Genomic DNA, 19368 nt, shown 5'->3' with positions numbered 1-19368 from the left:
AATGATTGAGAGAGAGGAATTTTTTATGATCAAGGATCTGAAATGCAAAGGATTGTCAACGACACTGATAGCTGAAATCTGTGATCTGGACAGAAAAACAGTCAGCAAGTGGGTAAAATCACAAGACATACCCACTTACAAACCGAGAGCATTGGTAAAAAGCAAGTTGGATGATTATAAAGATTATATCCATTCACGTATGAATGAAGGCTGCCTGAATGCGACTGTAATATTTGATGAAATTGTATTAATGGGATATACCGGAAAAATGACCATCCTTCGGGTGTTTATGAAAAACTATCGGGAACCCAGTCAAACCAGAGCAACCAGGCGTTTTGAAACGCCACCCGGTAAACAGGCTCAGGTGGATTGGGGCGAGTTTGTCGCTCTGGATGCTGAAGGCAAAAAAATCAAATATCATGCGTTTGTTATGATCATGGGTCACTCCAGAAAAACGTATCTGGAATTCACCGAGAATGAGAAAATGGAGACACTGATCGGTTGTCATGAACGGGCCTTTCAGTACTTTGGGGGTCTGCCCGAAACGATTTTGTATGACAATATGAAGACGGTTGTGAAGCACAGCCATGAAACGGGCGAAAATAAATGGAACCAGCAGTTTCTCAGTTTCTGTCGGCATCATGATTTTACACCGGTGAGATGCCGTCCCTACAATCCCCGCTGTAAAGGTAAGGTTGAGAATGGTGTCAAATATGTCAGACGGAATTTCTGGCCACGGATTCGGGTCATCACAAGCCTGGCTGATCTAAATCTACAGGCACTGCTCTGGCTCGATACCATCTGTAACGAAAGGCTTCATAAAACAACCCATGAAAAGCCAAATGAAGCATTTAAGCGTGAACAACTCAGTTTGATCAATCCGACTCCTTTTATTGAAAAAATGCTGCATACGCGCAAAGTCATGCATGACTGCTACATTACGTTTGAAACAAATCTGTATTCGGTACCATTTATCTATGTTGGCATGCGGGTTGGGGTAAAAGACCTTCATAATGGGTTTGTCGAAATCTACGCTCCCAATGGTGACTGGATTGAACGGTTTGAAAAACCCTTGGGGAAATATCAGAAAACGAGCAATAAAAAACACTTTGAGGGAATGATCGCTTGGTCTCAGAAGAAAGTCGCCTGCACAGCACCCAAACTGATTCCGGATCGCCCACCCAAAGTGCATCAAAGACCGCTCTCAGTCTATGATTCATTTTTAACCGAGGTGATTTCATGATTAGCGAAAGACTCAAGACGGCTTTCGAAATCCTGGGATTTATCAATATCCCTAATATTTATGATCACCACGCGGAAGAAGCTTCTAAAGATAGTATATCGTATCTTGAATTTCTAGACAAGCTTCTCTGGGCAGAAATTGAAGCAAAAAAAGAACGGGTTGCCGGACTAATCTTAAACTGGCCAAGCTACCCTATGTGCGGGTGCTGGAAGACTATGATTTTGAATTTCAGCCCAGCGCAAACAAACGTAAGATCAACGAACTGAAAACCCTGAATTTTGTCGAGCGGAGTGAAAATGTCATTTTTCTTGGACCACCTGGAGTTGGAAAAACCCATCTGGCTGTCGGTTTGGCCGTGGAAGCCATAAAAAATGGCTATACTGCCTATTTTCTCAGTGCTCATGAACTGATCTCAATGATCAAAGAAAACATCGCAATCGGCAAGATTCATCGTAAAATCAGAACCTTGACCAAACCTGGAATACTGATCATCGATGAAGTTGGCTATGCTGGAATGGATGAGGAAGTGGCTCATTACTTTTTTCAGATCATTTCAAACCGATATGAAAAAAGCTCGATCATTCTTACGTCCAATAAATCCTACGGTAGCTGGGGTGAGGTATTCGGGAACAACGTCGTTGCCACAGCCATCCTGGATCGTCTACTACATCACTCCACAACCATCAATATCAAAGGTGATAGCTTTCGTATCCGGGAAAAGAAAAAAGCTGGTTTTTATGACACCAGCAAGTTTGACGAAAAACCTACCGTATAAACGGGGATTTTTCGACCGATTTTTTAGGGGATTTTTGAAATGTGTTTGACAAAAGATGGTGATTTTCTCTTTAATACAAGGAACAGTAGAGAACTAGTTGGAAAAAATGCAATATGGAAAGAAATTTCTGATGAAATAATTTTATTTAATAACAATATAATGCGAGTGCGGTTTATTACAAATGTCATTTCAATATATGTTGCTTACTATTTTAATTCGATAAAAGGTAAATCTGATTTAGAAAAAATTAAAAAAGTTACTACAAACGTTGCGGCTATATATGCAAAGGATTTAAAAAAAATACTAATTCCTATTCCTTCTATTCAAGAACAACAAGAAATCGTCCGTATTCTCGACGACCTCTTTGCCAAAGAACAAAACGCCAAAGACCTCATCGACCTCATCGACCAGATCGAAGCCATCAAAAAAACCATCCTCGGGCAAGCCTTCCGGGGGCAACTGGGAACGAATGAGGCGCGGGAAGAGAGTGCGGTGGAGTTGTTGAAAGACATGCTAAATAGAAAATAAGTATTGTATTAATTAATTTAGTCAATTACTTTTGAGAGGTATAAGATGATGTTGTGGATAGCAGAAAAATTATTAAGTGTATTGATTGACAATAGTAAGAATAGCATACAAAAATTTATTAAAAAAATAAAATATCGAAAATTAAGAAAAAACTTAATTGAGAAACTTGAAAAACAAATACTTGGAAAATACCATAATGAAGTTTTTTTCTATGATCTTGATTCATTTTTATATAGAAATAACGTATTTGATAAAGTTTTTTTTAGTTTTGATTCAGAAAAATTAAGTGAGTATAAAACATCAAAGCAATTGGTTCAATACTATTCAAGATTTTTTATTGAAGAAATGTATATTCCGACCGGCAAACTCCATTTGCACGGTCATTTCGACCCAGCTTCACGGAGGATGAGTTCCACCCTCACGGAAGCTGAACCAGTAGTAACTAAATGCTAATACTCAGAATCATCGTGGCCATGAGCGAGGCGACAGATATGTTCGCACCACGCATCGGTTTCCATAGGATCCTGGTTATTATATAACAACTGAATATAGAGCTGATAAGCGGGATGATCACTGTATCGCCGGCCCAGATCGGAGAGAATGTCACTTCTGAGATACTCATCATAAGGATATGTAAGATGACGGCTCAGCTCATAACGGGTTCTGACCGTTTCAGATTCGAGATGTTGGATGTCTTTTATCAGATCATCAATTAACTGACTGAATTCGTATTGGCAATCGCAGTGGCAGCTGCAAAAGCGTTCATTCTGATCAACCATGGCTTGCACCGCTTTTGGAAGAAGCCTTGAAGCTGCGCCGTTCCCGCATCGAAATTTTGCCGCCAATCCGGATGTCATAGGCATTGTGAATGATGCGATCCATGATTGCTTCAGATATCGGGCTGTCATTATCAGGATCGGGATTGATGCGTTCATACCAGCCTTCCATCTCATATTGTGTGCAGAAGATAATGGAACCTTCCTTACAGCGGGTTTCGACAATCTCAAGCAGATCATAGGCTTCCTGTGGTTCCAGGGTGCGGATCAACCATTCATCGAGAATCAGCAGTTCAACCTTCTGGTAGGACTTGATAGTCTTACGGAAGGTGCCACAGCCCTTGGCAACATTCAGATCATCCAGCAATTCCGGCATCCGGATGTAGCGGACGGATTTGAATTTCCGGCAGGCGGCATTACCCAAGGCATTACTGAGGTAGGTTTTACCATTGCCGGAGGCCCCTTTTAAAATGATGTGATGGCCGTCTTCGATATATTGACAGGAGGCCAGCCGGAGAATCTGGGCTTTGTCGAGCTTCCGGTCTTCGTGGTATTCAATCCCTTCAATGGTGGCACCGGGCTCAGCAAAACGGGCATTCCGGATAAAGCGCAACAGTTTATTGGACTTCCGGCGGTTCCACTCCGCATCCACCAGCAGCCCCAGCCGGTCTTCAAAACCAAGCTGGCTGTAGGTGGTCTGATCGGTAAACTGGGCTTCCAGTTCATCGGCCATGGCCGTCAGTTTCATGGCTCTTAATGCAGCAATGGTTGACTGATTAATCATTCCGGCTCACCGCCTTTCTGGAAGTAGGCAGCCCCACGGGTGATCCCATAACTGCTGGAAGTTTCCGATTTTAGTTCACGTCCCGTTTTGATTTTATCCTGACCATTTTTTAAAATGGTGCTGATGTTGCGAATTGTCGGTGAACTGCTGTAGAGAAGCACCCGCTGGCAGGCGTTTTCAAGGCGTTCATGACCATAACGGTCCGCCAGTTTTGTCAGGCTTGCACAGGCTTTGTAACCCTGTTCCGGTTCCCGACCGGCAGCTAGAAAGAGCTTGATCACGGTACTAGTTTGTTCGCCCACTGTTTGAGCCCATACCTGAAATTCTTCGGCACTATAGGAAAGATACTTCTGGTGAGCCAGCGGCATGTGTTCGAAACGGACAACTGGCTCCCGCAGTTGCGTTGCTGACCGGGGATGGGATGCCACCCGGGAACCGTGAAAAAAGACTTCCACGGTTTTCTCTGTCAGCCGGATGTCGACATCTTCCCCAATCAGATCAAACGGCACCGAAAACTTGTTTTTTCCATCAGAGATCAAGTAATCCCGGGGAACCCTGGCGGTGGACCAGATGGCCGGTTCATATGGGGTAAACGGAAGCGGCTTCATGAAGTCATGTTCTTCCTCATAATAAGCGCGGTGGCGATTGCCTTCCCGCTTTTTAAAAGGAAAATGGTTCAGCTCTTCGAGCTTTTCACTGACCGCTTTTTTGACTTCGGCGATTGAAAAGAACCGGCGATTCCGAAGTGCTGCAATGATCCAGGTGGAAGCATACTTAACCGTTCCTTCCACGAGGCTTTTATCCTTAGGGTGGTAGACCCGGGCCGGTACGATGGCAGTATCATAATACTCCGCCAGTTCCTGATAACTGCGGTTCAGAATGGTCTCATACCGGGTATTTTTGACCACGCCGGTTTTGAGATTATCCGGCAGCAAAAGCCGGGTGGCACCACCGAAGTAGCTATAGGCATTGGCATGGCAGCAAAGCCATTGACCCGAAGTCATATCGGAACACGCTTCTGCATAGGCATAGCAACTGCAGGGAAGAACCGCTACAAACAGATAGGCTTCGGTGGTATCACCGGTAAAGGGATCCTGAATGGGAATGGTATTACCCGCCCAGTCAACCTGCATCACATCACCTGGCTTATGCCGGATCCGCATGGTTGCCTTTGTCACTCTGGCCCAATGGCGATATTTGTCACAGAACTGCGAATACATATAGGGCGTATTGCCATTGGTGTAACAGGTTTCGCAGTATTCGCTCCAGAGCAAAGAAAGATTCACTCCCGGCTTGGCCAGTTCTTTGTGAATGGTGCTGTAATCAGCCTCCTTTCGGTGATTATTTGCTGTCAGCCGATCGGGGTAGAAGGTGGCCATCAGAACTTCGTTGGTTGCCGCTTCGTCCAGTGGCCATTCAATACCTGCTTTGGATGCAACTTCAAGCACTTCCCGGATCGTATTTCGCGAGCTATGAACGCTTGCAGCAATCTGTCGCTGGGTATAATTGAGACTGTTCAGTCTCAAGATTTCTCGATAATTCACCATAATTATCGACCTCCTGTAATGATAGTCACACATTTGTGTGCCAACTTCATTATAGGTTCAATTTATATGAATGGCTCACCTTTCGTTAAGGTGGGTCAGTTCAATCGTGACGCTGGGTCGGTTTGACCGTGCAGATGGGATTTCACTGTCGGAATATACAAGAAAATCCCAAATATCGAGATAAATTGGTTAAGATAGAAGAAGCAATCAATAATTGCTTTATTGTGATCAAGGATGCTTTAAATGATTTTAAAACGGATGATACAGTTAGGCTTATTTTAAATAACAATAAAGAATTTTTCAAAGAAATTTTTCAGAATATGCAAGAGCATAACGATTCAGTTTTAGCTGGAATCGAGGATATAAAAGATATTTTAAATGATCCCTCGATTGTTAAAAACAATATTGACGAAATTGTAGACATTGAACAAATTGATTTGGACAATTATCACAAAAACCTCCTGCTTATGCTATCTGAAAATGTTTTAGATGAGAACTATATTCAAAGAAAGATTTATAGTGAAGAAGACGACGAAGATTCACTAACGGCTTTATTAGCAAAAAAACAAATTTTATTATTAAGTGAAGCTGGATACGGAAAAACTGTTGAATGTGAGATTTTGGTAAAGAAATTTTGTATGGATATAAGAACTACAGCGATAATACCTATCTTTTTACAGTTACAAGAATATGGTCAAAATTACAATTCTATTTTTGAAGCTATAGTGATAAAATTGAACGTACATTTTGAAAGAATCAGCAAAAAATACGTCGAATCTTTATTAAAAAATGATAAGTTAGCGCTAATACTGGATGGTTTAGATGATATTCTCAACAATGAAATGAGAGAAAAATGTATACTCGATATCAAACATTTAATATTAAATTATAATAAAACCTATGTATTTATAACAATACGAAATAATAGATACCATAATGAGTTTGGAAATATTAACAAATATAATCTTACTGAATTAGACAAAGCTTCAATAGTAAAAAAATTACAAAGTGAAAATGTTTTTGCTAATTTACCTGAAAGTTATTATCAACTCTTTAAAAACCCACTGCTTTTATCAATAGGTATAAAAGTGATGAAGAATGTTAGGCATAGAGACTTGATTAATAGAAGTGTTTTATTTCAGGAATTAATGATTATCTATTGTGGTGAATGGGATAAAATGAAAGGAATTTTCATTGATCAGAAATTAACCTATACTGAATTATTTTCTATTATTGGAAAATTAGCTTATGAAAAATATGATCAACCAAATTTTTCTCTTATTGAGTTCGATAAATTCATTTTTCAAAACGTATTTTCGATATATAACAAACCATCATTAATTGACTTTTTATTGAGGACTGGTATTTTTGTTGTTAATGATACAATATCATTTTATCATAAGCTTTTTAAGGAGTTTTTTGCGGCATACCATCTTTTTGAAAATAAAGCATTAACTACGGATATGAACGTTTTTGAAGCTTTAATTGAAAAAGATACGTGGCAAGAAGTGTTTATATTTTATAGCGGTTTGATTGAGAATTTAGATGAACAAAACACTTTTCTAGATTTTATAATGGAAAATAATTTAAATTTGTATATCCAATGTGTAAATGCCATGAGCGATTTAAATTTTGAAGTTGCGCAATTAAATAAAACGGAATTTGTACAACGTTATTTAAATACTATTGTGAAAACATACACATATATACTAGATAAGTATTTTAAACCAATCAAAGAAACATTTGATCCTAAACCTGGTTTGAGAGAAAACAAGTCAAAAAAAATGAATATTGTTATTGTTGGTAGCATTTCGGATGATTATAAACATTTAGAATTTTATTTTGATAGAATTGAAGAAGGATCGCCACAAGTTTTATTCACAGAAAGTGAAAATTTTTCTGAATTGGAAGAAAAAATTAAATTTGCTTCAATGAATCAAGGAAGAAGTGTTACTTATCATTATATAAATCTAGATTTATCAAATTTAAGTGGTGATAGTGCAAGAAAAGTAACTATTAATAGAATAAAAGATGAGTTAAAAAAGATATTCGAAAATCGTTATTTACTTGAAAGTAAGTACTTATTATGCGAGCGTGTAGAAAATTCTAAAAAAAGATTAAAGAAAATAAAAAACTGCAAAGATTTGAAGTTAATTCTTGAATTTTTGGATAATGAAATAACTACAGTTTATTCATCTACTAAAGGAAAGAACATTGTTGAAATAGATTTTAATGGTGTAGAATTATGGAGTTTTCATGAGTTAATTAAAACCTTGATTAGTGAACATGTTGACTATGAGAAATGTATTTTACCGGATAAAGATATCAACCCGATGAATATTTCGAAACATTGGATTTATGAATTATACTCAGATAGACAATTAAAGGAAATAATATCTAAATATTTTTATTTTCATCAAATAAGTTATATTGAGATGGTTATGTCAAATTTCCCTTTATTAGCAAACAATTTTTCAAAATATCAAGATACACCATATAAAACTATAATCTATCTTGAAAAAAGTGAAACACCAACCGATCAATATTTCCAACCATCAATTATGCACTTTCATATAGCTTCAGAGTCCGATTTACCGGAGCAACCAGAAATAATAGAAACTAATGACTGTTATCAAAATAATGGGGATTGTGTTTTTGAGCAAATTAGAGATAGTTATTTGAAACAGAATAAAGTTGCACATCAATTATCATACACTCATACTAGCCTTTCACATCAAATTATAATAGGACGGTCAAATAAACATAGGCCTTTATCGGATTATGTCTATGATAGTATGAAAGAAGGCATTGAAGAAATATTTGGCAAGATATAAGGATAATATTTTAGGGGTACACAAGGGGGCGCACGAGGGGACGGAGGTGTTGTGTACGGCCCACCAGATCCACTAAACTGGGGGTGCGCCCTCGGCGCAGTAGAAACGCCTTATCATGTCCGATTCGAGTAAGGTCTAATCAAAAAATGGCAGAAACAAGTCTAATTTTATCATGGACCTTCATTTCGGAGTGTCCCATTCCACAAGATGTGCAGGAATTGTTAGTCGAAGGGGAACAGGCTGTGGCCGCTTATAAAACAATCAGAGACAGTGCTGTTTTTACTAATAAACGTTTAATTGTCAGAGATGCCCAGGGGTTGACCGGCAAAAAAGTAGAAGTATACTCATTGCCATACTCAGCGATTAATATGTGGTCGACCGAAAATGCCGGTAAGTTGCTTGATTTAAATGTTGAAGTTGAACTTTGGACCCGTGCCGGTCATATTAAAGTGAATTTGCGAAAAGGTGTAGATATTAGAAAATTTGATCGACTCATTGCCAATGCGATATTAAAAAATCAATAATAGCCCTCGGTGACAGGAACAACCCCCCACTGAGGAACACAAGGGGACTGAGGTTTTGTGCACTTTATTTTCGGGCTTTTGGACGAAAACAAAGTATGTTTAGTAGCATGCGTGACGAGCTTCTGTAAATAAAATTAGGAAGTAGGTGAATTTAACGTGTATGAAAATTACACCAGACAAGCATTGCCAGAGAAAGAATACCGTGCACTATTAGGAAGTGCACTTTGCGTTTTCAATTCGAATAGTGCTTTTATTATTGAGAATATTTTGAATTTTGATGAGAAAAAGCAGTTCGATTGGTATGAATTAATGGATAGAACATCTGGGAACTTGAAATCCTCTATTATGGAAACAATAACTAAGGTTAGCAATAGTAAAATCAGTATACTTTTTTTCAGTTTGGTTAATAAAAGAAATAGAATAATTCATAGCTTTCAAATAACGGATACCGATGGAAAACAGAAATTAGCTACTAAAGATAAGAGCAATAAACAGTATGTTATTACTGAGCAATTTCTACAAGAGTTTATAAAGGAAAATGAAGAACTAAGTGGAATGCTTCATAGTCTACGTGGGTTTTGATTAACGGTACCAGTTACTTAAAGTGCTAGTTCCAGTCCAACATGTGCAGAATCATCAAACAGTTATTTAAAAAAAACAAATATACTCCAGAACAGGCCGTCAAAGACTTGAAGATCGCCATGTGTCAGACCGAAAAAATGTGCGAAAACGTGGTTCATGAGGGATTCTGGTATGAGAAGGTGGCGGAGGTGCAGGGGGAATATCGGGGGGAAAGGTGATGTGGGAACGATCATCAGCAACAGTGCAGGGAGATCAATAATTACTTACCTAGGTGCCAGGCACTACTTAATATTGCTTGGTTATTTGATTTTAATAGAAATGTTCACAAAAAGCTATCTGATCATCTCTTAGTAAAAGAAAAAATCATATCGAAAATTTGTATTGCTTTAAAAAATAAAAAAATTGATTTAAAAGAGAAAGGCAGTTTAGTTGATTTGCTGACAGATTATTATTTTTAGCTTACGAAAGGGTAAAAATGAATATATTATTGAATAGTCTAGATAATTTAAATATTGGTGATAGGAGCTTTGAATTTATACCTGATGAGATTAAGAAAGATATTAATATTGAGGGAGTTATAGTTGGAGCAAATGGAAAATTTATTGTTAATAAAATGAATGTAATGGCTTTGATAAAAAAAACAAACTTAAAAAATCAAATTGGTGTAAATATGTATAATGCATTATTAAGAAAACCAATGATGGTTTATTTAATGCCAACGATTGAAGAAGAATTTGTATGGTCAAAAAATGAATGTGATGAAAAATATGGCATCAAAGCAATACATTTAAATAATTTTGCACAAGCATTTTCTATAGGAAGTTGGTTTATAAAAGATTCTTGTATTTCGGCTACGAATATTTATTGGCTTAATCTGTTTAATACTTATAATTCACAGACAAAGAGGGATATGGCAGTAACTTTAAGTAATGGTTCTATAGCAGAGAAATTTTTAACAGCTGAAGAAGTAAAAGAGGCAATTGAAAGAATGTATGAAGTGTATAGCTGTCTGCTACCGGATGAATCAAAAATGGGTCATATCAATTGTACGAGCAGTAGGGGTACAACAGTATGGGAAATTGACAAAGCAATTAGTAAGGAAGGAAATAGTTTTTCAAGGGGTCTAATACTATTACAAGAGGCAAGAAGGACAGGCGAGTTAACAAGTAAGATTGATAAATATTGTTCAATTTTAGAATGTCTGTATGCGATAAATAAACAGCACAAAACAAATATATCGCATATTACAGCAGTTTATATTGGTAAGAATAATGAGGAAAGGGGAAAAATTATTAATTATATGAAAGAAGCATTCGGGATACGTTCGGATAGTTCCCACGGTGACAATTTAAAATATTTAAAAGAAAATAATTGTGAAAGTTTAAAAAACTTATCAACTATTGTTGATGATTATGTTCGAAGAGTTTTTAGAAAAATTATCTCTGAAAAAGAATTGAATTATGACCTTACACCTGAAAAAAAAGCAAATACTCGAAAATACTTTCAAACATTAAAACAAAGTATTTATCCCGATTGATATTCACGTTAACTGATTTGGAACACAGGGTATAATGGCGTTATTAACCTCCTCAGTCGACCGACTCGTATCTGAAAATCATAAAATCAAAAAAGAAGACTTAATACGAGACTATTTTTTATAAGCCTTTAATTACCGGTGCCTGGCACCACTTAACTTATTTTTGAAAGAACTTAAGGTTGCTATTGACACAGAAGATGAAGAATTGATGCAGAAATTATCACCAACATTTCCTGAAGAAATAGCACAACAATTTTTAGATTGTTTCGAACAAAAGTTTGAATTATTCATTCCTATTTGCACAGGATATGAAGGATTGGACACCATATTTGAATTACTATGGGCTTTTTCTAGAGCACAAAAGGAATTGACTGCTGAATCCGATTCGAATTATCTGCAAATTATAGAAGAAAATTTGAAGAAAAAGGTTTTTAGCTTACTAAAAATATATGAAACTAAAATAACATATCATGATTTTCATGAATTAGTCAAAATCTGCGAAGATACATTTAAAGGTAATACGTTTGGTGAGGTTGAGCTAAATGCATGCTACAACAAATTGATATCAAAGACGCTTGAGCAATTAGCACAACAATAGATGTAGGGAACACAAGGGACGCGAAGCACAAGGGGACGGGCGAAGCACAAAGGGACGGAGGGGTACCTGTGAAAAAGTCCTGTTATTTTGAATAGTGCCATTTGCATGGGCACAAAATGTGATCGATCAGCATTACGCATACAACATAATGTATCGATTTTCATTTTGGAAAAATATTCTTTCGAAAATAATCACTTTTTCACAAGTCCCGGACGAAGGTTTTGTGAACTTTAAAACAAGATCCAACCAGATGGTGTCAGACATGATCAATAATCCAGTCAAGCAGTTGCCGATCATCGATTTGACCAGCCGCCAGCCTGAGACCTAACTGGATCAGTTCATCATCCGTACAATCAGGCATAAAGCCGTTCATCTCCAGAAATGTTAGCATAACCAGAATACCGATCCGTTTATTGCCATCTAAAAACGCATGGTTTTTGATCAGTGAAAAGCCCAAACGAGCGGCTTTGGCTGGAACCGTTTGGTACAGATCTTCACCCCCAAAGCTTCGAAAGGGCGCATTTAGAGCAGAATCCAGCAGCCCTTCATCCGGAGACCATCACTGCCGCCATTTTCGTTAATCAGCATGGTGTGAAGACGCAACACCTGCTGAAGAGACAACCGTTTCATTTGGCCAATTCCTCAAAGGCGGCCTGATGTTTTTTAAGAATCCGTTTGGCAATGGCGTCAACTGCGTCATCGTCAAGTGCGGCTTCTTCCTGAAACTGGCTGAACTCAATCAGGACATAGCGGGGGGTATTGTTTTTTAAAATGATGGCAGCGCCGTTTTCATCAACAAGCCGGGCAACCTTCGAAAAATTCTGGTTGGCTTCGGTAATGGAAACTAAATTTTTTGTATTGATTTGCATCACTAGCACCTCCTAGTCTTTATACCATTGTACTATAATTATAGGATAAATAAAACCTAAATATAAATCCATTAAGGTAAAAAACTAAGGTTCAGGGAAAGAAGGTTTATCATGAATAAAACAGCTCCAAAACTCCCCGGCACAGGGTACACAAAGGGTCGGAGGTTTTGTGCACTATTTATACAGCCGATTCAGTGAAAGTAAGAGTAACCCCAGGCTAGTGTTCCCGAGCTATGACGTTTCATATAGGTGTTGCGAATCTCAACGGGTAAGGTATGGGGAGCACAAGGAGACGAAAGTTCTGTGAATCAAGCCAAAATGCTGATGGAATTGACCTATTGTCTTAACTTTGGGGGGCGGTTCTTCCCTGTTTTTTTCTTGATCAGAGTCCGGATGTAACGAACACTATTGGAATTCGCTTCTGCTTACAGGCGGTGTCCCGGAACCGGCTTTGATCGATTGTATCCAACTGGCTTATCAGACCATGTTGATGAAACTGACGAAAAAGAAACAGCGGGAAATTATGGAAAGCAGTCCCGTTGCCAGGCTACACTAAATCAAAGATCGACCGGTTGGTTTTAAGCTACCCGATAATAAATTTAGAGGACATCAACGATGGATATTAATTTAAATGAGTACTTTAAAAAACAAAAAAAATTTAGTGGAAATGTCTTGTTATCAAAAAATAATGAAATTATATTTAATGAATCATATGGATATTCAAATAAGGAAAAAGGAATAAAAAATACACCTCAAACAAAATTTATGATTGGCTCGATGACAAAGGTAATAACTGCATTATGTATTATGCAGTTATCAGAAAAAGGGATGCTTTCAACACAACAGCATATTGACGATTATCTTCCAGACCTCTACCAGGGTCATGGTATTACCATTCATCATCTGCTAACGCATACTTCGGGGATACCGAACTACGTGATGCTAAGAAAACAAATAAAATGGGGAGAACATCATACCCCCCAAGAAATACTACAAATTGTAAAAGGTTATAAATTGAAATTCCCTGTTGGTGAAAAATGGTCGTATAGTAATACGAATTATCTCATTCTTGGTTTGATAATTGAAATGGTTTCAGGAATGAATTATCACCAATATGTTAAGAATTATCTATTTATTCCTGCTAAAATGAATCATTCAGGATTTATTGATGAAGAACAAAAAAATGTAGCCAATAATTATATTAACGGTGAAAAAGGGTTCTATATGGACCCATCAATGTTCTTTGCTTGTGGTGATATTGTCACAACGGTTGGTGATTTTTATTTGCTTGATCGAGCAATTCAGGATGGTAAACTATTGAAAACGCAAACAGTAAAGGAAATGCAAAAGCCTCACCATGATGGCAAATATGTAAAATGTGGATATGGATTGTTTGTAAAAAAACATTTTGATTGTAAAAGTATCTGCCACGGTGGGTCAATGCCAAATGGTTACACGTCTCATTTTGAGAAATACATTGATGACAATGTTACCATTGTTGTTTTAAGCAATGATTTAGTCAAATACCGATTCTTATCAATGAGCGGGGCTGGTGGTACCTATACCAGTAGAGAGATGGCTTCATTAATTTATGGTAAAAAGTTAGGTGCTTTGAAGAAGGTATTCTAAAAGAGATTCTTAATAGTGGTAGTTACTGCACATCTTTTATAAAATGCGAGAGACCCCCAGTTGCCAGGGAAACTGGGTGCACAAGGGATCGAAGGTTTTGTGGACTTCCCGGCACAGGTATGCAGATTCTTACTTTTGTGCCGGTGTTTAATTGTTTTGTAATAATCTACCTGGGCATAAGTTATGCTGAAAAGTTGACGCTTTTTCTTGGTGGTGCCTATTTTTAAATTTCCCTGATTTTCCCGGATATTTCGCCGCTGATCTGGCTTGTCGTTGTGATTCACTATATCATTTTAAAGATCAATCAAGTATTATAATGCCAAAGGTAGGTGGACTGAAGAAGATACAAAACCCCCATGATAAGTTTTTTAAGGAGACTTTCTCCAATGTGGAAGTGGCCAGAGATTTCATTGAAAACTATTTGCCGGAAAGTATTCTAAAGATCATCGATCTGGAAACCCTGGAACTCCAAAAAGACTGCTTTATCACAGGAAGTCTTTTCAGATATGCTTTTTTAAGTCACAATCAACAAAAAGGAAGGGTATGTTTACTTTCTCTTTGAACATAAAAGTTATCCCAGCAAGGGTGTGGCTTTTCAGTTGCTGAACTATATTGTGCGCATCTGGGAACAGAAAATAAAAAAGGAATTTGATCTGAAAATCCCGGTGGTGATCCCTTTGGTGCTCTATCATGGTAAGGATAAATGGAAAATAAAAACAAGTTTGGGTGAAATGATCAGAGGGTATGACGAACTCCCTGAAGACGTTCGACGATTTGTTCCCAATTATCAGTATCTGCTCTATGATCTCTCAACTTTTTCTGACGAAGAAATTAAGGGCGAAGCCCGATTGCGGATCTTATTATCGGTTTTTCGGGATATTTTCAAGAGTAACAGTAATGAGTTTTTAAAAGTCGTTTTTAATGCCACGCTTGCTCTGGATGAACTGGAAGACCAGGAAATGGGAATTGAGTATTTTTCGCGAAGGTAACGAGCCAATCACAAGCATGCTTGTAGTTGGCGACTGTCCGTGAATCAACGAGAAATGAGCAAAGCGATTTTCTTCGCGTGACCGAGACGTTTATGCGCTATGTTTTTAACGCTGGACCTCAGCTAACAAAAGATGAGCTAAAAAAAATGATTCATCAAATCGATATAAATTATCCGAAAGGAAGTGAAGTGACCATGACATTGGCTGAAGTGTTGAGAAAAGAAGGCTATGAAGACGGTATCGAGAAAGGACGGGAAGAAGGAATCGAAAAAGGTGAAACGAAAGCCCTGGCTAAAACAGTGATGAAGTTGTTAACGAAAAAGTTTGGTGTCCTATCAGCTGACTATCGGGAAAAAATTGGCCAACTGGATGCCATCACTCTCGAAATGATCATCGATGAAATCTGGGACGGTGATAGTCTCGTCACTATCGAAAGAGCTTTTATTTGATTAAAATGAACCCCTGACAGATAATCAGCTAGGGGTGTTTTGTAGTGCGTTGGTGGTACATGTCGATTGGTGAACGCAAGGGGACCCCCGTAAGATGGAAGGTCGAAATGGTATGGTGTACGTAGAGGAAGATTGGGTAGACCAGATGGCAGTAGAGCAACGCGGAGAAGATGAGTAGGGATGAGCCGGGTTCGGAAAACAGCAACAAATCCCACGCCGATCAAAATTAATCACCCTCCTGTTCGTTTAGAAGGGCGAATCGGTGGTATTTTTATTAAGTTTCGGTATGATGAAAATCGCTCACTGAGATTTCACAGGTCAATTATTTGGCAGCATTTACAAGGGGGAAAAATGAAAGCAAAGCAAGTAATTAAAATTGTTATAAAGAGCATGATGGTATTAATCGGCATCCTTATTTTATTCATTTTTGCATATGGTATGTATCATCGGTATATGTTGGCGCAAGAGGAAAGTAAATTGGAACCGCCTGGTGTTATGGTCGAAGTCAATGGGCATCAATTACACGTATATGCAGAAGGAAGCAGTGAAAGCAAGCCGACATTGGTGTTTATGTCGGGGTCAGGTACCATTGCTCCGGTTTATGATTTCAGAATATTGTATTCAAAACTTTCAGAAGACTATCGCATCGCCGTTGTCGAGAAAGCAGGCTATGGTTATTCGGAGATTGTTGATATTGATCGAGATGTCAACTCGGTGTTAGAGGAAACCAGGTCGGCGCTTTCACTTGCCGGCGAAAGTGGGCCGTATATTTTGATGCCACATTCCTATTCCGGCCTCGAAGCGATCTACTGGGCTCAAATGTATCCCGAGGAAATACAGGCAATCATCGGTTTGGATATGGCTGTCCCGGAAACATTTTTAAATCAAGAGGTTAAGCCATCTATCGTGGATGGGATTTATGCAATTTTACTGTGGATGGGTGTACAACGCATTCCAGGAGTGTATGACGCATCTCTCAACTGGGTTTCTGATAAAGAAAACCAGCAATTAAAATACCTGCTTTATAAGAATGCCTTAAATATCGATATCCAAACTGAAGGATTGGCCGCGGGTAAAAGTTCAAAGTTAATTAATGAAAAGGAAATACCAAAGGTTGATATCATTCAGTTCGTGTCAACTGAGAAAATGGGAGCTAACTGGATTTCTTGTCAGGAGCAATTTTCAAAGAAGGCTGGATCTCGTATTGATTACTTGGATTGTGGTCATTATATTTTCTATTATCAGTCGGAATATATCGCTGACACGGTAAAGGAATATATTAAAAACAGCACAAAAGACTAAAAACTGACGGTGCCGGACTTAGAGCACGGGTGTCAAACACACTTAAACTAGTAAAAGGAGTGCTGAATTGATGAAACCAGAAGAATAAAGGCCGGTCTGATCCTGATTGTCATATTGATTGTTGGTTGTCGCCATCAAAAATAACAGCATTGTAAAAAAACAATCAGATTCTTGCTTGATCGGATTGTAAAAAAAGATCGGCTTGACAAATCAGTCAGTGACGTTGGGAATTGACATGCCTAGTAAGCTTAACTTATTGGGCCCGTGTCATAATGATTGATTTGTAAAAAAATAAGGAGGGATCGCAATGGCAAAAAATAAATGGGAGGCGGAGTAGAGTATTATTTATGTTGGTTGGCTTTGATCTGAAGTAATGTTAGTTTAAAGGAGTTATTAATGTTTTCACGAACCTGGCATGGGATTGTGCCACTTAAAATGCGGGCGGCGTTTGAACAATATGAATATCAAACTGGGGTTAAAGATACCTTGGCGATTAAGGGCAATCGGGGTGCTTTTTTGAAAATCATCGAGCAGGGTGAGTATGCTCATTTTTTTCTCTGTACAAAGTGGGATACAATGGCCTGCATGATTGCTTATGCCGGGCAGGAACCGGCGATTGCGGTGACCTATCCCGAGGATGAAAAATATGGATTGATCTCCGATCCGATTGTGATCATTCAGGAAGTCGTTGATGACGGTGATCCGTTCAAAGCTCAAAATGATATCAGGCGGCAAGGCAAGGAGAAAAAATCGATGAAATGCGAAAACCCCCGATCACAGCAATAACCCATCGCAGCGGTGATGAATTCATTGCTGAATGACATCCAGGACCTGTGGGAAGCGCTGAACTGTCATCATCGCGATGCCGCGGGTTATCTGGTTCGGAAACGGCCCCTGGCTATTTAGAATTATGTATCAACAGTTCCTCTGGTAAAGCTTACGGGAAAACCGGAAGCTCATGACGTTGGTGAAAAGTGCAATCATTAACACGACAATCCAAAGGTTGTCATTCATCAAGTTCGATAAGGGGAACATCAAAGCCATAGCTGGGAAAAGTGCCAGGGCCCCGATAATATCAGCTTTTTGTGCCTCAAACAGATAAAAAATCAAAAACTCGAGAGGTAAAAATACGGCAACGAACAATAACCCGTCAGGGAGAATATAGGTTTGCACAACCGCAAACATTTCCGGTTTAATGGCGTGGTTGATGATGGAAAACAAGACGATCAGCGGGGTGGCGATCAGACAAAAAAGGTAGACGATGATACCTCTGGCGCCGATGATTATGGACGGTGTAACCGGTAGGATGTAAAATAGTAACTTCGTCTTATATTTTGCGTCATTAAAGGCAAAATTTCGTAAAAGTAAATAGGATAGCATCAAAAGTCCCGTTGTAAAAATAATGACATTGGAAAAATCATTATTGACGTTAATTTGATAAAAAAACATCGGGTATAAGGTAACACAGAAAAGTTGCAACCAGACAATTTGGCTTAACGTTGTAATTTGCATTTTGGTGAAATTGAGAAAGTTTGAGTTTATCATTGCTGCCTCCTTGCATAGTAGCTTAGAATATCCTCGATGGAAGGTACTTCATAAACTGTTTTGTTGGGCAATACCTTTTTGAGGGTCGCTTTATTATCGGTCAGACCCTCGAAACCGTAAGTAGATTTATTCAGACCGACAAAGTAATTTTCATAATCCGGTAATAATGCCGCAGGATCGCCTTTGACAATGGCGTGCTGATCTTTTATTTCGTCCTTTTGCCCGTGCAGGATAATTTTGCCGTTAAAAATAAAAAATAAATAGTCTGCTATTTTATCAAGGTCGGAGGTGATGTGCGTTGACATTAAAACCGTTTTATTGTCCGTCAACACAATCTCTTTAAGGATGTCAATCAGTTCATTTCGGACCAACGGGTCGAGACCAGATGTTGGCTCATCCAGAATAAAAAGGTCAGCACCATGGGAAAGGGCCAGCACCAGTGCATATTTCATCCGCATACCCCGGGACAAATGCTTGATCTTCTGATCCTCTGGCAAGTCAAATTTGTTCATGTAAATCTGATAAGCATGATCGTCCCATGTTGAATACATCGGAGCAATCAGACGTGTCATTTTTCGCAAGGTTAAATCTTCATAAAAATGACCGTCATCAAGAACAACGCCTAGCTTTGATTTGATTTCCAGATCGCTACGGACACTATCCAGACCTAAAACGGTGATTTTTCCTTCATCCGGTTTGATCATGCCCAGAATACTTTTAATGGTTGTTGTTTTTCCGGCACCATTCGGCCCGATGAAGCCAGTCAGGGTTCCTTTTTCCAGTGTCATATTAATATGCTGCAAGCTGAAATCATGATAGTTTTTACATAGGTTGTTTATTTCTAAAACCACATTCAC

The 19368-nt window shown here is 38.5% G+C and carries 22 protein-coding genes; 15 read left to right on the top strand and 7 right to left on the bottom strand.

Translation table 11 applies throughout. From position 1 onward, the window contains the following. Position 1: 1 nt before the first annotated feature. From istA (ACIZ62_RS10230) to ACIZ62_RS10215, 4 genes are all read left to right on the top strand, one after another. Positions 2-1243 carry an IS21 family transposase gene (gene istA, locus ACIZ62_RS10230; RefSeq protein ID WP_414150100.1) on the top strand — a complete coding sequence of 414 codons (1242 nt, stop codon included), beginning with the start codon at positions 2-4 and terminating at the stop codon, positions 1241-1243. 202 nt (positions 1244-1445) lie between these two features. Continuing rightward, positions 1446-2018, top strand: a complete 573-nt coding sequence (gene istB, locus ACIZ62_RS10225) for an IS21-like element helper ATPase IstB (protein ID WP_414150099.1) — start codon at positions 1446-1448, stop codon at positions 2016-2018. 39 nt (positions 2019-2057) lie between these two features. Continuing rightward, on the top strand, positions 2058-2546 hold the full coding sequence (locus ACIZ62_RS10220) for a restriction endonuclease subunit S (protein ID WP_414150098.1): 489 nt from the start codon (positions 2058-2060) through the stop codon (positions 2544-2546). 45 nt (positions 2547-2591) lie between these two features. Next, positions 2592-2999: a hypothetical protein gene (locus ACIZ62_RS10215; RefSeq protein WP_414150097.1), complete on the top strand. Its 408-nt coding sequence runs from the start codon at positions 2592-2594 to the stop codon at positions 2997-2999. On the opposite strand, the gene ACIZ62_RS10210 is transcribed toward ACIZ62_RS10215, so the two are convergent. Genes ACIZ62_RS10210 through istA (ACIZ62_RS10200) form a run of 3 tightly spaced genes read right to left on the bottom strand, consistent with a single transcriptional unit; the run spans position 2996 to position 5653 of the window. Continuing rightward, the gene (locus tag ACIZ62_RS10210; RefSeq protein WP_414150096.1) at positions 2996-3325 is read right to left on the bottom strand and encodes a hypothetical protein; all 330 of its coding nucleotides are present in this window, start codon (positions 3323-3325) and stop codon (positions 2996-2998) included. The two genes, ACIZ62_RS10215 and ACIZ62_RS10210, sit on opposite strands and share 4 nt — an antisense overlap. Further along, positions 3318-4106 carry an ATP-binding protein gene (locus tag ACIZ62_RS10205; protein WP_414150095.1) on the bottom strand — a complete coding sequence of 263 codons (789 nt, stop codon included), beginning with the start codon at positions 4104-4106 and terminating at the stop codon, positions 3318-3320. The genes ACIZ62_RS10210 and ACIZ62_RS10205 overlap by 8 nt, the downstream gene beginning before the upstream one ends. After that, positions 4103-5653: an IS21 family transposase gene (gene istA / locus ACIZ62_RS10200; protein ID WP_414150094.1), complete on the bottom strand. Its 1551-nt coding sequence runs from the start codon at positions 5651-5653 to the stop codon at positions 4103-4105. Before istA (ACIZ62_RS10200) ends, ACIZ62_RS10205 begins: the two co-directional genes overlap by 4 nt. Positions 5654-5838: 185 nt before the next feature. Here istA (ACIZ62_RS10200) and ACIZ62_RS10195 point away from each other — a divergent pair, with 185 nt between their 5' ends. The 5 genes from ACIZ62_RS10195 (at position 5839) to ACIZ62_RS10175 (ending at position 11728) form a co-directional block, all read left to right on the top strand. Further along, positions 5839-8487: an NACHT domain-containing protein gene (locus ACIZ62_RS10195; RefSeq protein WP_414150093.1), complete on the top strand. Its 2649-nt coding sequence runs from the start codon at positions 5839-5841 to the stop codon at positions 8485-8487. A 146-nt stretch (positions 8488-8633) separates the two neighbouring features. Continuing rightward, complete coding sequence (locus tag ACIZ62_RS10190) at positions 8634-9011, top strand: PH domain-containing protein (protein ID WP_414150092.1); 378 nt, start codon at positions 8634-8636, stop codon at positions 9009-9011. A 156-nt stretch (positions 9012-9167) separates the two neighbouring features. Then, on the top strand, positions 9168-9593 hold the full coding sequence (locus tag ACIZ62_RS10185; protein ID WP_414150091.1) for a selenium binding protein: 426 nt from the start codon (positions 9168-9170) through the stop codon (positions 9591-9593). Positions 9594-10068: 475 nt separating this feature from the next. Continuing rightward, positions 10069-11130 (top strand): hypothetical protein, encoded by a 1062-nt coding sequence (locus ACIZ62_RS10180; RefSeq protein ID WP_414150090.1) that lies wholly within the window; start codon positions 10069-10071, stop codon positions 11128-11130. 208 nt (positions 11131-11338) lie between these two features. Then, entirely contained in the window at positions 11339-11728 is a 390-nt protein-coding gene (locus ACIZ62_RS10175; protein WP_414150089.1) for a hypothetical protein, read from the top strand. A gap of 256 nt (positions 11729-11984) precedes the next feature. Here the strand turns inward: ACIZ62_RS10175 and ACIZ62_RS10170 are convergent, their stop codons facing one another. Beyond that, positions 11985-12218 (bottom strand): type II toxin-antitoxin system death-on-curing family toxin, encoded by a 234-nt coding sequence (locus tag ACIZ62_RS10170; protein ID WP_414151853.1) that lies wholly within the window; start codon positions 12216-12218, stop codon positions 11985-11987. 136 nt (positions 12219-12354) lie between these two features. Next, complete coding sequence (locus tag ACIZ62_RS10165; RefSeq protein WP_414150088.1) at positions 12355-12597, bottom strand: type II toxin-antitoxin system Phd/YefM family antitoxin; 243 nt, start codon at positions 12595-12597, stop codon at positions 12355-12357. A 615-nt stretch (positions 12598-13212) separates the two neighbouring features. Here ACIZ62_RS10165 and ACIZ62_RS10160 point away from each other — a divergent pair. The 6 genes from ACIZ62_RS10160 to ACIZ62_RS10135 all read left to right on the top strand — a co-directional run bounded on the left by ACIZ62_RS10160 (position 13213) and on the right by ACIZ62_RS10135 (position 17752). Next, complete coding sequence (locus ACIZ62_RS10160) at positions 13213-14226, top strand: serine hydrolase domain-containing protein (protein ID WP_414150087.1); 1014 nt, start codon at positions 13213-13215, stop codon at positions 14224-14226. Positions 14227-14614: 388 nt separating this feature from the next. Continuing rightward, positions 14615-14788, top strand: coding sequence for an Rpn family recombination-promoting nuclease/putative transposase (locus tag ACIZ62_RS10155; protein ID WP_414150086.1), 174 nt, complete (start codon positions 14615-14617; stop codon positions 14786-14788). Then, the gene (locus tag ACIZ62_RS10150; RefSeq protein WP_414151852.1) at positions 14751-15215 is read left to right on the top strand and encodes an Rpn family recombination-promoting nuclease/putative transposase; all 465 of its coding nucleotides are present in this window, start codon (positions 14751-14753) and stop codon (positions 15213-15215) included. The genes ACIZ62_RS10155 and ACIZ62_RS10150 overlap by 38 nt, the downstream gene beginning before the upstream one ends. A 146-nt stretch (positions 15216-15361) precedes the next feature. Next, positions 15362-15664, top strand: coding sequence for a DUF4351 domain-containing protein (locus tag ACIZ62_RS10145; RefSeq protein ID WP_414150085.1), 303 nt, complete (start codon positions 15362-15364; stop codon positions 15662-15664). A 351-nt stretch (positions 15665-16015) separates the two neighbouring features. Then, positions 16016-16966, top strand: coding sequence for an alpha/beta fold hydrolase (locus ACIZ62_RS10140; protein ID WP_414150084.1), 951 nt, complete (start codon positions 16016-16018; stop codon positions 16964-16966). A gap of 396 nt (positions 16967-17362) precedes the next feature. Then, on the top strand, positions 17363-17752 hold the full coding sequence (locus ACIZ62_RS10135; RefSeq protein WP_414150083.1) for a hypothetical protein: 390 nt from the start codon (positions 17363-17365) through the stop codon (positions 17750-17752). Between the two features lie 129 nt (positions 17753-17881). Here the strand turns inward: ACIZ62_RS10135 and ACIZ62_RS10130 are convergent, their stop codons facing one another. Continuing rightward, entirely contained in the window at positions 17882-18511 is a 630-nt protein-coding gene (locus ACIZ62_RS10130; RefSeq protein ID WP_414150082.1) for an ABC-2 transporter permease, read from the bottom strand. Next, positions 18508-19368, bottom strand: coding sequence for an ABC transporter ATP-binding protein (locus ACIZ62_RS10125; protein ID WP_414150081.1), 861 nt, complete (start codon positions 19366-19368; stop codon positions 18508-18510). Before ACIZ62_RS10125 ends, ACIZ62_RS10130 begins: the two co-directional genes overlap by 4 nt.

It is taken from the genome of Acetobacterium carbinolicum (genome assembly GCF_047456275.1).
Taxonomy (GTDB): domain Bacteria; phylum Bacillota; class Clostridia; order Eubacteriales; family Eubacteriaceae; genus Acetobacterium; species Acetobacterium carbinolicum.
This window is presented reverse-complemented; position numbering and strand designations above follow the sequence as displayed.